Origin of the sequence: Bacillus pfraonensis, assembly GCF_050768835.1 — a bacterium.
Taxonomy (GTDB): domain Bacteria; phylum Bacillota; class Bacilli; order Bacillales; family Bacillaceae_G; genus Bacillus_A; species Bacillus_A pfraonensis.
Genome location: NZ_JAHCDO010000040.1, coordinates 1 through 15635, shown reverse-complemented (window position 1 = coordinate 15635; position 15635 = coordinate 1). Strand labels below are relative to the sequence as shown.

Sequence of the window (15635 nt, the reverse complement as noted above, 5' to 3'; positions counted from 1 at the left end):
CGAAACATGAATAAACAATTACGTACACTGCAAAATATTGCAAATGAGCGCACGTGGGCATCTTTTTTAAATGATAATCATCCATATAGTTTACTGCATTGGTCAATTGCTGGTGTAGGACAAGAACCAAAAGATGTGTGGCTTCTTCAAGACGAAGTTACATTTCAAACGACAGAATTTCAAACGCTTGATGAAGCGGTAAAATGGATTTCTGAAAATATGGAACAAGTTACAGACGTGCTAGCGCAATAACGTGAAAAAACAGGCTTATGCAAGCCTGTTTTTTGTTTCTTTCACATATGTTTTTAAGAATTGATCCACGGCAGCTTCATACTCTTGCTTGTTTTCATTATAAGAGCAAGCGTGTGCACCATGTTCTGCAATAAAGAGCTGTTTATTGTTTTCTTTCGCTTCATAAAGAGCTTTTGTCATATCACATAAAATATAATCATCGTCTTTGCTATGAATAAATAGGACTGGATTATTTATGTTTTTTACACAATCGATTGGAGAAACTTCGCGTATTGTATAACCGTCCCTTACCTTTAAAAAGGCATTTGCTAATGGTAGTAGCGGCCATTTCGGTAAATGGAATTCGACTTTTAAGCGATGTTGTAGCTGACCATAAAAGTCAGAGAATGGGCAGTCCGCAATATAAAAATCAGCGCCGTCTTCTACCATTCCTGCATATTGAAGGAGTGTTGCAGCTCCCATTGATTCCCCGTGAATGCCAAGTGTAATATTTGTTCCAAAACGGTTCTTTAGCCAATCAACTACCGTCTTTAAATCATACTTTTCGTAATAGCCATAACTTGTCGTTTTACCACCTGTTTTACCATGGCGACGGTGATCATAAATAAATACGTTATATCCTCTGTTTAAAAATAAATTTGCATATTTGACAGAGTTTATTTTATTTACCGTTACACCGTGGCAAAAAATCATAAACTTATTAGAATTGCCTGCAGAAATGTAATAGCCGTGAATGTCATATTTAAATTGAGACGGAATACGAACCTCTTCTTTTGGAATGGCGTTAAAATCTTCTAAACGAAAATGCTTTTTTGTTTCACGCTCTAAAATTTCTTCTTCTGTTTTTTTCTTTAAGTACATTACTTTATTAGTAAAGAAAATACCGATGCCAATTAATGCTCCTATTATGGTTAGCAATGTTGTGAAAAGACGTTTCATACCTTACCTCATCCTCCAAATATCTCTACATATGATACACTTATATTGTATCATAATGATGTGAAAAGGGAGATAGTGGGACATGATTCAAATACAAAAAATTACAGTGGAAATGAAAGAAACAATTGAGCTGTTTATGCGTGAAAATTGGGGCAGCACGCTTATGGTTTCACGCGGAAGAGCACATCTGTTAGATCAATTACCGGGTTTTGTTGCAACCGAAGATAACAGAATAGCAGGGATTATTACATATGAAATAAAAGAAAATAATTGTGAGATTGTTTCATTAGATAGCTTTAAGGAGAAGAAGGGAATTGGAACGAAACTTGTAGAACGTGTAGTTGATATTGCAAAAAAACAATGTTGTAAAAAAATATGGCTGATTACAACAAATGATAATACGAATGCGCTTCGTTTCTATCAGAAACGTGGTTTTATGATAACCAATTTATACGTAGATGCAGTAAAGGAAGCGAGGAAGATAAAGCGAGAAATTCCGCTTATTGGATATGACAATATCGCAATTTTACATGAAATCCAACTAGAAAAAATGAATATATAAAATCAACTTTTATATATGTTGAAGAAGAAAAAGGTAATAAATATTTCCTGTAACAATTTTCAGAAATATAAAACAATAACCTTGACGAATGATCTACTTTGTTTTAGGTTTAAATTGTAAGCTATTACCATATTAAGGGGTGACGATGTGGCAACCATACGTGATGTTGCAAAATTGGCCGGTGTTTCAGTCGCAACCGTTTCACGAGTGATTAATGAAAAAGGGTATGTCCATGAGGATACAGTAAAACAAGTAAAACAGGCAATTGAAGAGTTGCAGTATAAACCGAATGCCGTAGCAAAGGCGTTATTTAAAAAATCTTCGACAATGATTGCCGTATTAGTATCAAATTTAGAAGATCCATCCTATATAACATTGCTTCGTTCGGTAGAAGAGGCTGCATATAAAGAGGGATATCAAATCGTTATTTGTAATATAGAAAATAAGAGTGGTTATATAGATATACTGATGCAAAATAATATTGCTGGTGTAATTATGACAAACGACATATATAAGCGTCTAGATAATCTTTCTATTCCATTTGTTGTACTTGATGAAGCGGGAGTGCTTTCTACGTATTATGACAGTGCTAAAAAGGCAGTTGTTTTGCTAAAAGAAAAAGGTTGTCATTTTCTTGCTTATATTGGGGAAGAGACAGAAGATGAGAAAATGGAAGAACATGTATCTGGATTTTTAGATGGAGTTTGGGAAGAAAGGCTTGCTTATCGAGAAGAAAAAATAGAAGGGCCTGAAGAAAAACAAATTATTGAATTATTACGAAAATATCCGTATGTTGACGGTGTTGTCACTTCTAGTGATGCTGTTGCAATTGCAGTCGTTCGTGCAGCAAGTTATCTTGGTATTCATATACCGGAGCATTTGCAAGTCGTTGGTTTTAAAGGAAGTTTACAAGGTGAATGGGTTACGCCATCTTTAACAACGATTGGAAGTCCCTTTGAAAAGAAAGGGGTGGTAGCTGTACAAAAGTTGGTAGGAAAAATAAAAAAGAAACAAGTAAACTTTGAAGAAGTACAGCAAGAAGAGTTTCTATTAATTGAACGAGAATCGACAAAGTAAAAGGTGCGTCCAAGTAAAACGCACCTTTTTTATAATGTTATGGCAGCAATAAATCCAAATATAAGTAGCGGAATATTGTAGTGAAGAAAGGTTGGAACACATGTATCCCATATATGATGATGCTTGCCATCTGCATTTAAACCTGAAGTAGGTCCTAGCGTACTATCAGATGCTGGAGAACCAGCGTCACCTAATGCACCAGCTGTACCGATAATAGCAATGGTTGCCATTGGGCTAAAGCCAAGCTGTATACATAGCGGAACGAAGATTGTTGTTAAAATCGGAATGGTGGAAAAGGAAGAACCGATTCCCATTGTAACGAGTAGACCGATAACAAGCATAAGAAATGCAGCGAGTGGCTTACTGTTCCCAATTAAATCAGCACTTGTTTGAACGAGTGATTCAACATGCCCTGTCTTCCGAAGAACTGCTCCGAATCCAGCAGCAGAAATCATAACGAAACCGATAAATGACATCATACGCATACCGCTTGTTAAAATATCATCAGCTTCTTTGAGCGGGAGACTCCCACTAATGGATAATACAATAATCCCTGCTAATGCACCAAAAATCATTGATTCTGTTGTTAATTGCATGCATAATGTTGCGATAATAGATAACAATCCGAACGTAATGCTTCTTTTTGTGTAAGGAGCTATTTCATCAGTTGAAGAATGAATCGGTTCGGTAGAGTAGGTGCGTGGTTTACGATACGTAATGAAAACAGCGACACATAGCCCGATAATCATACCTATTGCTGGAATTGTCATCGCTTTTGGAATAAGGGTTACATCAAATGTAAGCCCACTTTGCTGTGCATTTGTTTGTAAGACGTCGTGATAAATTTTTCCAAATCCGGCTGGGATCCACATATAAGGAGTAATTAAGCCGAATGTGATGAGACATGTAACAAGCCGACGATCCACTTCTAATTCATTTAAAACTTTTAAAAGCGCTGGAATTAAAATAGGGATAAAAGCAATGTGCACCGGTATAACATTTTGTGAAAAACAAGCCATTGCTAAAATGATAAATAAAATAAGTACTTTGGAATATGTTTGCTTTTTTGTGTCTTTTTCGTTGCCAATTACATTCAGTGCAGTATGAATCATCGCGTCGGGAAGTCCCGTTTTGGAAAGCGAAATAGCGAATCCTCCGAGCATGGCATAACTTAAAGCGATTGGAGCACTGCTTCCAAGCCCTGTGGTAAAAGTATGGATTGTTTCTGAAATCCCAAGTCCGCCAATTAGTCCACCTGTTAAGGCGCCGACGATAATAGCGACAATGACTTGGACACGTAATAAACTAAGCAGCAGCATCACTGCTACTGCGACGAGTACAGCGTTCATAATAAATGTAATCTCCCTGATTTTTTTCTGTTTTGCAACTTATCCTAGGTAGATATATAGACGAACCAAGTAAAGTTACGACATGTAATTATAAAATGTTTTCTATGAAATGTAAAAGGTATAACGATTGTTATTTATATTGAAAAGATAATTCTTGTTTGATAGAGCATATAGATTTTGCAAACAGTTCAGGTTCTTCTAAATTTGGTGAATGAGCAGAGTTTGGGAACCAGATCATTTTTTTGATGGGTGCTTGAATTGTATCACAATATTGTTGAACGAGTGCATAAGGTGTTTGGTAGTCGAAACGACCAGAACAGAAATAGACAGGTACAGAAAGTTTTGAGATTGTAGAAAAGAAATCTACTGTGAGCATTTCCTCCCATAATGTCCCAGATTTCATATTTCCTGCGAGAAATCTTATCCAATCTAACCATGTATATTCTGAAGAAAACAACCCTTTTCGAATGAAAGAAAAGGAAGTCCCATTTTGAACTACTCCTCCAAATGTACCAAGCCATTTTCTTTGTATGATAAGACGCCGCATATCTAGAAAAGGAGGCTTTCCAAGCTTTGTTAGAGAGGTCAATGCACGCTCGTGTCCATGTTTTTTGGCAGAGTGAATTAAATGTTGATAGAGCAATTCTTCATTTTGTTTCATATGTACAATCTGACCTATACCAATATAAGCTTCGATATAGTCTGGATATTGATTGGCAATTTGCAAACCGATAATACTTCCCCAAGAATGTCCCGCGAGAAATAGCCGCTGCTTTTTGAAGCGAGAAAGAAGATATTGTATTACTTCAAATGTATCTGAAACGAATTGTTCAATTGTAAATGGTGCTTTTATATCCCGCCAAGAAAAGGATTTTCCCGCTCCTCTTTGATCCCAATTGACAACAATAAAGTGCTTTTCTAATTCTTTTTGAAAATGCCGAATGAATCCAATTTGTGCCATACCAGGGCCGCCGTGACAGCATAATAAAATAGGTTGATTTATGTCTTGACCACGAATAAGTAGAGATTGTTTACGATTATTGATTGTAACGCTTTCTATCGTAGCGATGCTATTTGAAATTGGATTCTTTAATTCGTCGGAAAACGGTGGGGTGTAGCTACGAAAAAGCATATAAAAAACCTCCTTTTATCTAATGGTATGTATCGCACGGATGTACAATTTTGCATATACTGTTAAGAAATTATTGTATCATAACATGTAGGCTATGTTTCAACTATGAGCGCTCAGAGAGAAGGGGGAAGAAAGTGACAGTTGGAGAAATTATAGATCGCTTAAACAAACGGGAACCACTTGCTATTATTGCGAAACGCCTCGACATGAGCCCATATGCATTGTCAAAAAAGTTAAGGGTGCTTGGATATGAATACGATGGCGAACTGAAGAAACGAATATTCATTGGAGAGGGAGAAGAACCGCGTCATTTATATCTCCAAGAAGCTACTGCACTTCAATATGTAAAAACAGATTATCAAGTCTTAATATATGAACAACTACAAAAAATTTACGAATTGCTTCGAAAACGAGAAGAACCGATTATTACAGAATCGATTAGAAGCAGTAATGAAAAGAAAAAACGTACTTTTTCTATACGTACAGATATTTTAGAGAAATTAGGCGCTGTCTCTGTTTCCGAAGGGATGCATAAATCTAAAATTGTAGAAGTGGCATTGATGGAATTTTTACGGAAATATGAAGAGGTAGATGAAATATATCAAGATAAGTAAAAGAGAGAAGGCGTGTACCCTCTCTCTTTTTGTGAATGATAAAGTTTAGTTCACTCTTTGAATTCGCCCATCGATAATAGGTTGAATCGGTTCTTTCACTTGTTTTACATAATCTACTAACGCTTCAAAATCATTTGGTCCTGTTTCAGCATCTTTCCCATTTTTAAAGGATATAAATCCGTCTCCCCCTGAAGCGAGAAAGGCATTTGCAACAACGCTATAAGTTTTAGTGGCAATCAGTTCTTCACCGCTTGTTAAATGAATATTTGTAACCTTGTCACCATCTGGTTTAGTGGCATCCCAAGTATACTGAATACCTGAGATTTGAAGCATTCTCGTTTTATCTTTTTGCCATTGCTGATTTAAAATATCTCGAATGTCTTGGCCAGTTAAATTAACCTTTATCAACTGATTTCCAAATGGCTGAATCCCGTATAACTCTCCCCATGTAATATCGCCAGTATCTAAATCATTACGAATGCCACCAGGATTCATGAGAGCAATTTGTGATTGCATCGTTGCACGCTGAGCGTCCGCAATTAAATTTCCAAGAGTGGATTCTCCAGCAGCATTTTGTTTACGATCTAGCGGCGCAGTCGATTTTCCAACAACTTCATTGACAAGAGGGGCAATTTTTTCTTGATACTGATCGATTTTCTTCTTTACTTGTTGATCAGGCTTTATATTTTCGTGATAGGTTGTTACAACTTCCGCTTTTTTCTCTACAATATCTTGCGTTTTACGATCAATCTTTACATCGACATCGGCAAAAGCCATTCCATAAGAATTTGCTTGTACAACAAGTTTGTTATTAATAGTTCCATTTACATAAGTGTGACTATGACCACCGAAAATGACATCGACTTCTGGATCAGTATCATTTGCTAGGCGAACGAGATCCCCATTTGTTACACCAGTATCATCGGTTGTACCGCCGACGTGTGCAAGAACAACGATTGATTTGACACCTAGTCTTTTCAGTTGTTGTGCAGATTTATTAATTGCTTCTACTTCATCTGTAATTTGTACATTTTTAAGCATAGTAGGCATAACAACATTAGGTGTATCTGTTGTTACAACCCCGATAAAACCAACAGGAACTCCTTCTACCATTTTTACAGTAAATGGTGGTAGAAATAAACGGCCAGTTGATTTGTTGTAGAAATTGGCAGCCACATAAGGGAAATTTGCTCCTTTAAAATTCCCTGTTTTTTCGTGATATCCACCGTAAATAAGGCGATTCATTTCGTTAATACCTTCGTCAAATTCATGGTTTCCAATAGTTCCAACATCAAATCCTAAATCATTTAAAAATTCAATTGTTGGTTCGTCTTGCAGGAGTGCTGAAACTGGAGGACTTGCTCCGGCGATATCACCAGCATGAACCATTAGTGTGTTCGGATTTTGTTTCTCACGATCTCGTAAATAAGCAGCTAAGTACTCAGCCCCTCCTGCTTCTTTATTGTTAATCTTTTTTACAGTGTCTAGTTGACCGTGAAAATCGTTAATACCGAGCATCTGTACGTTTATGTAGCGATTTTGTTCTGTGGGTGCCTGAGATGGAGGTGCAGCAAATACACTTGAAAAAGTAATTGTACTTAATGCTAGGGTAACCGGAATGACTTTTTTCCACATATGTTTTCTCTCCCTTTTTATAATCTGACATCATACGACATAATTTTAATAGATTAAGAGAGTTATTGCTACAAAAAATTCTATTTATTATAAAGATTAATAAAATTTTATCTTTTTATTTACATCTTCACAAAATATACATAATAGAAAAATCAAAAGTGAATTATCCGTTTTTATTGTCGAGAGAGAGTCATTTCCTCTATAATGGAGAAAAAAGTAAAAGGTGAGCAAGTCATGAAGAAAAAGAAAAAAATGCAAAGACAAACGCAAATGAATCAGACAGATAAGGAATCAATTACAATTGGTGATCAATTAAATGCGTCTTTAATGGATCAATTGAAAAGTAAGAAGAAAGAATTACAAGTAAGAGCGGAGCAAAAAGAAATAGAAGAGCAAGAGAGAAAGCGTAAGGAACAAAAAGAACGCGAAAAGAATAAATCGTTTGAAGAACTATTAAGTGAAAGTAACCTCACTTGGAAAGACTTTAAATAATGAAAAAATCATCAGTGGAATTACCCTGATGATTTTTTTAACGATTTGAGGGGAAAAGGGGAAATGGGATGAGAAAAATAGTAGTAGTGCCATATGAAAATCACTGGATTGAGAAATTTCAAATAGAAGAAAAACGTTTAAAGGAAGCGATGCCAGAGCCTGTGAAAGTACATCATATTGGTAGCACATCAGTGCCAGGACTCGCAGCAAAACCAATTGTTGATATGATTATGGAAGTAGAAGATATTGAGAGAGTAGACAATTGGAACGAGCGTTTTGAAGAACTTGGTTATATTGTAAAAGGGGAAAATGGGATTGCAGGCCGGCGTTTTTTTATTCATGGAACCGAAGAAAAACGTTCGTATCATTTACATGTGTTTGAAACAGGAAATTCGGAAATTACACGTCATTTAGCATTTCGTGATTATATGATGGCACATTGTGAAGAGGCAGAATCTTACGCGTCATTAAAGAAAGACTTGGCAGAAAAGTTTACATATAATGGAGAGCAATATACAGAAGGAAAGACGGATTTTGTTCGTAATATTGATGAGAAAGCAAAAGAATGGTTAGAGAATAGCACAAGTAAGTAAGTTTATTGAAATAAAAATATTATGTTAACTGTATATATTTTGACTTTTTTCGTAAATCTTGTTCAAATAAAATGGTGGTTATAAAAATATGATGACACCTGCTAGAAAATTTGCAGGAGAAGAGAAGGAGGAGTAGTAATCATGTATATTTCAACAACTACACTTCATAATGGCGTGAAAATGCCGATGCTTGGTTTAGGTGTATATAAAGCAAAAGAAGGAGAAGAAGTAAAACAAGCGGTAAAAACGGCTTTAGAAGTTGGGTATCGCTCTATTGATACAGCGACTGTATATGAAAATGAAAGCGGTGTCGGAGAAGCGATTCGTGAATCAGGAATTGCGCGTGAAGAATTATTTATTACGACAAAAGTATGGAATGACGATCAAGGATATGAAACGACACTTCAAGCATTTGAGAAAAGTTTAAAGAAATTACAAATGGATTACGTGGATTTATATTTAATTCATTGGCCAATAAGAGGGAAATATATAGATACATATCGCGCTCTTGAGAAACTATATGAGGAAGGAAAAGTGCGTGCAATTGGCGTTTCGAATTTTCATCAGCACCATTTAGAACAGCTCCTGCCAAATTGTAATGTAAAACCGATGGTGAACCAAGTAGAACTTCATCCGATGCTTGCGCAGTTTGGATTACGTGATTTTTGTGAAAAGGAACAAATTCAAATGGAAGCATGGAGCCCGTTGATGAGAGGTGGCGAAGTATTTCAGCATCCAATTATTCAAGAGATTGCTAAAAAGTATGAAAAAACGCCTGCTCAAATTATTTTACGCTGGGATATTCAAAGTGGTATTGTAACAATTCCTAAATCTGTTACACCATCTCGCATTCAAGAAAACTTTACGATCTTTGATTTTTCATTAACAGAAGAAGAGATTAAGCAAATTGACACATTGGATCGTAATTTGCACGTTGGAACAAACCCAGATAAATACGATACGTTATAAAAAAACGCTACCGAAAATGGTAGCGTTTTTTAGCGGTGTAATGTGTATGTATCATATTTAACAATTGCTTGAATTTGTTTATATTCTTCGGTTGTTAATGAAGATGGAATTGTAGCTTGTACATTCTCTCGTAATTGCTGAATAGAACTAGCACCTGGAATAACAGCGGCAACAACGGGGTCATGTAAACAATATTGAATAGCTGTTTCAGTTAATGAATAAATGTTTGTAATCTCTTTTACAGCAGCTAAAGTTTTTGTTAATTCGTTATAAGAATAAGAAAGATAATCTTTTTCTTTCACTTTTTCTACTTTTCTTTCATTACTGTCAGTTAATAATCCTTTCGCGAGTGGTCCGCGAGCAATTACGCTAATTTGATTGTCTTGTAAGAATGAAAACCATTCTTCGGGTCTACGATTTAATAGACTGTACTCCATTAATACGCTAACAATGTTAGAACGTTTTGCATATTCCCGAATCACATTCGGACGAATAGAAGAAATTCCGTACTGTCGAATGATACCTTCTTCTTTTAATTCTTCAAACGCTTCGATTGTTTCATCGATAGGATCTTCTATTGTCCCGCCGTGAAGTTGATATAAATCAATATAATCTGTTTGCAGGCGGCGTAAACTTTCTTTTACCTCTGTCTTTATATAAGCTTTAGAAGGGTCCCAAGACCATCCATTTTTTTCTTCGGTCCAGCGGTTTCCTACTTTCGTTGTTAGAACAATTTGATCGCGTTTCCCCTTAAGAGCTTTTCCAACAAATTCTTCATTTAATCCATAATTGTATAAATCTGCTGTATCCAAAAAGTTAATTCCTAAATCAATCGCTTCATGAATGATGCGAATGGCTTGGTTTTCTTCTGTGCCAAGAGACATACAGCCAAGTCCCATTTCAGTAATATACAAATCTGAGTTTCCTAATTGACGTTTTTTCATAGGTCAGCCTCCTTACTTTAATTGTACGAAAGCAGTAGAAGGTTGACAAACGTTTACTTCTTGTTTGCTGTAATCCATTCTTTGACGGTTGTGTATTCTTTTCCATATTGTTTTAGCTTATGCCGGATTTGCCAAGCTTTTCCGACTAATGTGACGCGATTTGGTAAAATATATACTTTCATTTTTATCACGCTCCTTTCAGTGTGGTAAAATGTATGAAGAACAATTAGGAAATAGAATAGGGAGATGAAATATTGTGAGTAATCTTGCAGAGAGAACAGTTGCAACTGAACCAATTTTTGATGGGAAAGTTATTAAAGTTCGTGTTGATGATGTAGTATTGCCAAATGGAGAAGTGAGTAAACGTGAAATTGTAAATCATCCTGGGGCTGTTGCTATTATCGCAGTTACAAATGAAGAGAAAATCGTACTTGTTGAGCAGTACCGTAAGGCGCTTGAAAAAGAGATTGTTGAAATTCCTGCTGGAAAATTAGAGCCTGGAGAAAAACCAGAGGTAACAGCGATTCGTGAACTAGAAGAAGAAACAGGATATGTATGTGACAAAATGGAATTCATCACATCTTTTTATACATCACCAGGTTTTGCTGATGAGATATTATATGTATACAAAGCAACAGGATTAAAGAAAAAAGAAAATAAAGCAGCTTTAGATGAAGATGAATTTGTGGAATTGATGGAGGTTTCCTTAGAAGAAGCCATTGAACTTATGAAAAATCAGCGTATCCATGATGCGAAGACAATGTTCGCTGTACAATACTTGCAATTACAAAAATAAACACTCGCCTTAGGCGAGTGTTTTAGTTGATTTTGGCATATACACGTGTGTCACGTAAGCTGCCATCTGGAGCAAGAAAATCGTTTTCTAGTGTACCTTCTAAAATAAATTCCAGTCGTTCTGCTAAAGCACATGCATTTACATTTGTAGCATCGCAACGAATTTCAAGTCGTCTTGCGCCAAGTTTATCAAAAGCAAACTGGACAGCACCTTTCACTGCTTCTGTCATATAGCCTTGTTTTGTATAAGCGCTATGTAACCAGAAACGAATTGAAAACTTTGGAATATCCCAGTCTTCTGGATGAAGGGTAAGAGCACCGATAAATGTACCAGATATTTTATCATATAAATGAAAAGCCAATGTTTCACGAAGTAAAAATTGCCCGTGAGCTTCTCGAACGGTTTCTTCAGCATTTTCTTCTGTCGCGGATGTAATTGATATCCATGGCTGTAAGTCTTCTAAAGAAGCTTGAACTGCTTCATATACCTCTGTTCCATCACCTGGAAATGGTTTGCGTACTTGCAAGCGCTCAGTTTGAAATAATGTTGGAAAATCTAATAATAATGGTTTCAAGCAAAATCCCTCCTATTCTCTACTTTTAAGTTTAGCAAAGTGGGGCGGAATTTCAATCTTAATTAATCATACTTTTTTCTTTCTTTCATACATTTTAATAAGAGTGTGAACGGAGGGAAGAAAAAATGTTACGAAAAACTTGGCAAAATCGTGTAATTTCTCATATACAAGAGAATTCTTCGCTTTATATATTTAATTGTGTTTTGTTATTGATGGGTGTAGTGTTTGGAGCCATTCTTGTAAATAGTCTAGAGGTGAGTCAAAAACAAGATTTATCTTTTTATTTGAGGCGATTTTTTGGACAAGTTTCCAAAGGAGAATTCGCAATTGCCAGCGACATGTTTCGAGAAAGTTTCTTTTCACAATTAAAATACATTGGATTTATTTGGTTGTTAGGAGTTTCAATTATTGGATTGCCACTTATTTTTATTTTATTATTTTTAAAAGGAGTGGTTGTTGGATTTACAGTAGGTTTTTTAGTCAGTCAGCACGGGTGGAATGGATTGTTGTTGGCATTTGTATCTGTGTTGCCACAAAATTTAATTATTATTCCAGCATTTCTTGTCATGACAACAATTGCTGCGAGTTTTTCTTTACGTATGATTAGGCATCAATTTATTCGGAAAATTACCGAGCCACTATTACCGTTATTAATTCGCTACACTTGTTTCTTTCTTGCTATTGGCGTTGTATTAGCAATTGCTTCTAGCATTGAAGCATATGCATCACCTGTATTAATGAAAGAAGTCGTCGAAGTTATCAATAAAAAATAAATACTATATGAGAATAATTATCAACTTATTTTGATTGTTTTTTTCTTTTGACAGAAGCCCTTCTTCTGATATAATGGTGTAAGAGTGGCGAGGAGGGAGTAGTACCGAATGGAAGAGAGAATTGAACGAATTAAGAAGCAATTGCATGCAGCGAGCTATAAGTTAACACCACAACGTGAAGCGACGGTTCGTGTGCTGCTAGAAAATGAAGAAGATCATTTAAGCGCAGAAGATGTTTACCTCCTTGTAAAAGAAAAGTCGCCAGAGATCGGACTAGCAACCGTCTATCGAACTTTAGAGTTATTATCTGAGTTAAAAGTTGTTGATAAAATTAACTTCGGAGACGGTGTTTCACGCTATGACTTACGTCAAGAAGGTGCACAACGTTTCCATCATCATTTAATTTGTACACAATGCGGTGCTGTACAAGAAATCCAAGAGGATTTACTTGGTGAAGTGGAGAAAAAAGTAGAACGAGACTGGAGCTTTAAGGTAAAAGACCATCGTTTAACTTTCCATGGGCTTTGTAAAAATTGTCAAGAAAATGAAACGGATGAAAAATAACCTTTTCCTATTTAGCTAGGAAGGGTTTTTTTATTTGAGTTTAGGTATAAATTGCAGAAAGCTTGGCATATGTTGTAATAACATATATCTTGGAGGAATTTACAATGCGCCGAGCTTTAAAATTAACTTTTGATGGAATGAAAGTATTTTTATTATTTACAGGTTGTACGATTTTGTTTTATTTCGCTATACTATGGATAAATGAAGAATATGAAAGTTATCATCGTTATGAAAAACCAAAAGAAGAGACAGTAGAAAAAGTATCAGGGAATGAGGAACCAGAAAAAGATGCTTTTGTAAATAGAATAATTTTTTTCTATGAAAATGGGGAGTAGTGTAGATTGGAAGATCAATTAAAAGATTTTATTCATTATATGATTGTGGAAAAAGGCTTAGCAAAAAATACAGTTGTATCCTATGAGCGAGATTTAAAAAGTTATGTGAAGTATTTACAAAATGTTGAGCAAATAAAAACATTTCATGAAGTGACAAGGATACACATTGTGAATTTTTTGCAGTATTTAAAAGAGAACGGAAAATCTTCAAAAACTTTGGCACGCCACATTGCCTCTGTTCGTTCGTTTCATCAATTTCTACTTCGTGAAAGAGTAGTAGAACATGATCCATCTGTACATATTGAAACGCCTCAAGGCGAGCGGAAATTGCCGAAAGTATTGTCAGTAGATGAAGTAGAGGCATTACTTCAAACGCCAAAAGCGACAAGTGCATTTGGTATTCGCGATAAGGCTATGCTAGAGCTATTGTATGCAACAGGACTTCGTGTTTCTGAATTAATTGCACTAAATTTAGAGGATGTTCATCTAACCATGGGGTTTGTTCGTTGCATCGGAAAAGGGAATAAAGAAAGAATTATCCCACTAGGCAGTTTAGCGACAGAAGCAATTCAACGTTATATCGAAAAGGGCAGAAGGGAACTAATGGGGAAAAAAAACGTCGATGCACTCTTTTTAAACCATCATGGTAACAGATTGTCCCGTCAAGGTTTTTGGAAGATTTTAAAACGACTAGCAAAAGAAGCAAATATAGAAAAAGAGCTTACGCCGCACACGTTACGCCATTCGTTTGCAACTCATTTATTAGAAAATGGAGCGGATTTGCGTGCTGTGCAAGAAATGCTTGGACATGCTGATATTTCCACAACACAAATTTATACACACGTTTCAAAAACTAGATTAAAAGATGTATACAAACAGTTTCACCCGAGAGCATAGTAATTATGCTCTTTTTTATCATTTTAACCGAGAAGACCCCCTCTTCTAAACGAAGTGAAAGTGGGGGTCTTCTCGGTTTTTTCTTTTTAAAGAAAAGGTCTCTTTTTTGTAGAGCGTATGTTCGTTTTGTTGTATAATGATCTTATCAAATAAAAAGAGGTGAGAACAGGTGAAGAAAGCGTATTTTTCAAAACGAATCTACAAGATAGATGTACCGCATGAAATGGTAGGTGCATTGGCAGAGACAATCGAAACATTTAATCAAGCGAAACGATTTGCATTTCAAACGATGGTTCGAGAAAAACGTTGGAACCGTAAGATGCATACAGATAGTCTTCATCTCGTTCTCAAGCGGAAATATCAATTGAATGATTATTATGCAAACAGTGCGGCGCAAGAAGCAAAGGCGTTGTTTACAGGTTTAATGGCGTTACAAAAACAATATGAGAAGCAAACGCAAGAGAAGCTTAAGAAGCTCAAGAAAAAGTTGAAACAAGAACGGACAAAACTAACAAATCTTCGCAAAATCAAACAAAGTTGTGTGAAAGGGACGCTGACGTTTCCGAAAAACACCCGCTTCGCAAAGCACAACAACCTCATCTCCTTATCCCGTAAAAAAGACACCTTAATTTGGCTAAATGAATATCTGTTTGAACACCAATACTTAGATGTACAAATCAAAAGAATTCAGGCGAAAATTGGTCATCTCACTCACAGACAATCCCGTTTAACGCAAAAACTTTCATCCGATCAAACGCATATTCCAAGCGCAGTATTTGGAAGTAAAAAACTGTTTCGCTCGCAATTTACCATTCGCGAGTTTGTACGGAACCATGACAAATGGAAAACGTTATTTTCTCGTGATCGAAATAAACAACTGATCCTATCTGGTCGGAAAGATGCCAAACATGGCAATTTTGTATTTCAGTATGTGCCTGAGACAAAAGAATTGTGGATGACGACAAGTTCTGGGAAAACACTTCAGTTTCCAGCTGTTACGTTCCCGTATGGGCAAGAAATGATTGAAGAAGTAATCACAACCCAATTACAGTGTAAGAATAAGAAAAAGGATGGCAAACCGATTGCGTGGTCTGTGGAAGACCACGGGGAGTATTACATTGTAAAATGTTTAGTCGAT

19 protein-coding genes and 1 pseudogene are annotated in these 15635 nt (G+C 36.0%); 13 read left to right on the top strand and 7 right to left on the bottom strand.

Annotated features, from left to right (window positions below; genetic code table 11):
* Positions 1-6: 6 nt before the first annotated feature.
* Positions 7-252: a DUF2552 family protein gene (locus tag KFD70_RS25665; RefSeq protein WP_174099124.1), complete on the top strand. Its 246-nt coding sequence runs from the start codon at positions 7-9 to the stop codon at positions 250-252.
* A gap of 15 nt (positions 253-267) precedes the next feature.
* On the opposite strand, the gene KFD70_RS25660 is transcribed toward KFD70_RS25665, so the two are convergent.
* Entirely contained in the window at positions 268-1191 is a 924-nt protein-coding gene (locus tag KFD70_RS25660) for an alpha/beta hydrolase (RefSeq protein WP_336454204.1), read from the bottom strand.
* 82 nt (positions 1192-1273) lie between these two features.
* On the opposite strand from KFD70_RS25660, the gene KFD70_RS25655 reads away from it, so the two are divergent.
* Together KFD70_RS25655 and KFD70_RS25650 are read left to right on the top strand one after the other, a co-directional pair.
* Entirely contained in the window at positions 1274-1753 is a 480-nt protein-coding gene (locus KFD70_RS25655; protein ID WP_336454203.1) for a GNAT family N-acetyltransferase, read from the top strand.
* A gap of 147 nt (positions 1754-1900) precedes the next feature.
* Positions 1901-2830 carry a LacI family DNA-binding transcriptional regulator gene (locus KFD70_RS25650; protein ID WP_336454202.1) on the top strand — a complete coding sequence of 310 codons (930 nt, stop codon included), beginning with the start codon at positions 1901-1903 and terminating at the stop codon, positions 2828-2830.
* A gap of 29 nt (positions 2831-2859) precedes the next feature.
* Here the strand turns inward: KFD70_RS25650 and KFD70_RS25645 are convergent, their stop codons facing one another.
* Both KFD70_RS25645 and KFD70_RS25640 read right to left on the bottom strand, forming a co-directional pair.
* Positions 2860-4179: a Na+/H+ antiporter family protein gene (locus KFD70_RS25645; protein ID WP_336454201.1), complete on the bottom strand. Its 1320-nt coding sequence runs from the start codon at positions 4177-4179 to the stop codon at positions 2860-2862.
* 130 nt (positions 4180-4309) lie between these two features.
* Positions 4310-5311 (bottom strand): alpha/beta fold hydrolase, encoded by a 1002-nt coding sequence (locus KFD70_RS25640; protein ID WP_336454200.1) that lies wholly within the window; start codon positions 5309-5311, stop codon positions 4310-4312.
* A 134-nt stretch (positions 5312-5445) separates the two neighbouring features.
* Here KFD70_RS25640 and KFD70_RS25635 point away from each other — a divergent pair, with 134 nt between their 5' ends.
* Positions 5446-5925, top strand: coding sequence for a ribbon-helix-helix domain-containing protein (locus KFD70_RS25635; RefSeq protein WP_336454199.1), 480 nt, complete (start codon positions 5446-5448; stop codon positions 5923-5925).
* Positions 5926-5970: 45 nt separating this feature from the next.
* Here the strand turns inward: KFD70_RS25635 and KFD70_RS25630 are convergent, their stop codons facing one another.
* On the bottom strand, positions 5971-7560 hold the full coding sequence (locus tag KFD70_RS25630; protein ID WP_336454198.1) for a bifunctional metallophosphatase/5'-nucleotidase: 1590 nt from the start codon (positions 7558-7560) through the stop codon (positions 5971-5973).
* Positions 7561-7794: 234 nt separating this feature from the next.
* Between KFD70_RS25630 and KFD70_RS25625 the strand changes: the two genes are divergently transcribed.
* The 3 genes from KFD70_RS25625 to KFD70_RS25615 all read left to right on the top strand — a co-directional run bounded on the left by KFD70_RS25625 (position 7795) and on the right by KFD70_RS25615 (position 9614).
* Positions 7795-8052, top strand: a complete 258-nt coding sequence (locus tag KFD70_RS25625; RefSeq protein WP_336454197.1) for a YqkE family protein — start codon at positions 7795-7797, stop codon at positions 8050-8052.
* Between the two features lie 68 nt (positions 8053-8120).
* The gene (locus tag KFD70_RS25620) at positions 8121-8645 is read left to right on the top strand and encodes a GrpB family protein (RefSeq protein ID WP_336454196.1); all 525 of its coding nucleotides are present in this window, start codon (positions 8121-8123) and stop codon (positions 8643-8645) included.
* A gap of 141 nt (positions 8646-8786) precedes the next feature.
* A complete protein-coding gene (locus KFD70_RS25615) occupies positions 8787-9614 on the top strand; it encodes an aldo/keto reductase (RefSeq protein ID WP_336454195.1) in 828 nt (275 codons plus the stop codon).
* 29 nt (positions 9615-9643) lie between these two features.
* On the opposite strand, the gene KFD70_RS25610 is transcribed toward KFD70_RS25615, so the two are convergent.
* Positions 9644-10558 (bottom strand): aldo/keto reductase, encoded by a 915-nt coding sequence (locus KFD70_RS25610; protein ID WP_336454194.1) that lies wholly within the window; start codon positions 10556-10558, stop codon positions 9644-9646.
* A 53-nt stretch (positions 10559-10611) separates the two neighbouring features.
* Positions 10612-10740 carry a Z-ring formation inhibitor MciZ gene (gene mciZ, locus KFD70_RS25605; protein WP_336454193.1) on the bottom strand — a complete coding sequence of 43 codons (129 nt, stop codon included), beginning with the start codon at positions 10738-10740 and terminating at the stop codon, positions 10612-10614.
* Positions 10741-10814: 74 nt separating this feature from the next.
* On the opposite strand from mciZ, the gene KFD70_RS25600 reads away from it, so the two are divergent.
* Complete coding sequence (locus KFD70_RS25600; RefSeq protein WP_336454192.1) at positions 10815-11354, top strand: NUDIX hydrolase; 540 nt, start codon at positions 10815-10817, stop codon at positions 11352-11354.
* Between the two features lie 22 nt (positions 11355-11376).
* Here KFD70_RS25600 and KFD70_RS25595 read toward each other — a convergent pair whose 3' ends face one another.
* On the bottom strand, positions 11377-11928 hold the full coding sequence (locus tag KFD70_RS25595) for a GNAT family N-acetyltransferase (RefSeq protein ID WP_336454191.1): 552 nt from the start codon (positions 11926-11928) through the stop codon (positions 11377-11379).
* A gap of 155 nt (positions 11929-12083) precedes the next feature.
* Here KFD70_RS25595 and spoIIM point away from each other — a divergent pair, with 155 nt between their 5' ends.
* The 5 genes and pseudogenes from spoIIM to KFD70_RS25570 form a co-directional block, all read left to right on the top strand.
* Positions 12084-12701, top strand: coding sequence for a stage II sporulation protein M (gene spoIIM / locus KFD70_RS25590; RefSeq protein ID WP_420792385.1), 618 nt, complete (start codon positions 12084-12086; stop codon positions 12699-12701).
* 108 nt (positions 12702-12809) lie between these two features.
* Positions 12810-13265 (top strand): ferric iron uptake transcriptional regulator, encoded by a 456-nt coding sequence (gene fur / locus KFD70_RS25585; protein WP_336454189.1) that lies wholly within the window; start codon positions 12810-12812, stop codon positions 13263-13265.
* Positions 13266-13369: 104 nt separating this feature from the next.
* The gene (locus tag KFD70_RS25580) at positions 13370-13600 is read left to right on the top strand and encodes a YqzK family protein (RefSeq protein WP_174099141.1); all 231 of its coding nucleotides are present in this window, start codon (positions 13370-13372) and stop codon (positions 13598-13600) included.
* 6 nt (positions 13601-13606) lie between these two features.
* Entirely contained in the window at positions 13607-14497 is an 891-nt protein-coding gene (gene xerD, locus KFD70_RS25575; RefSeq protein ID WP_336454188.1) for a site-specific tyrosine recombinase XerD, read from the top strand.
* Between the two features lie 169 nt (positions 14498-14666).
* A pseudogene (locus KFD70_RS25570) lies at positions 14667-15635 on the top strand (IS200/IS605 family accessory protein TnpB-related protein); the annotation flags it as partial.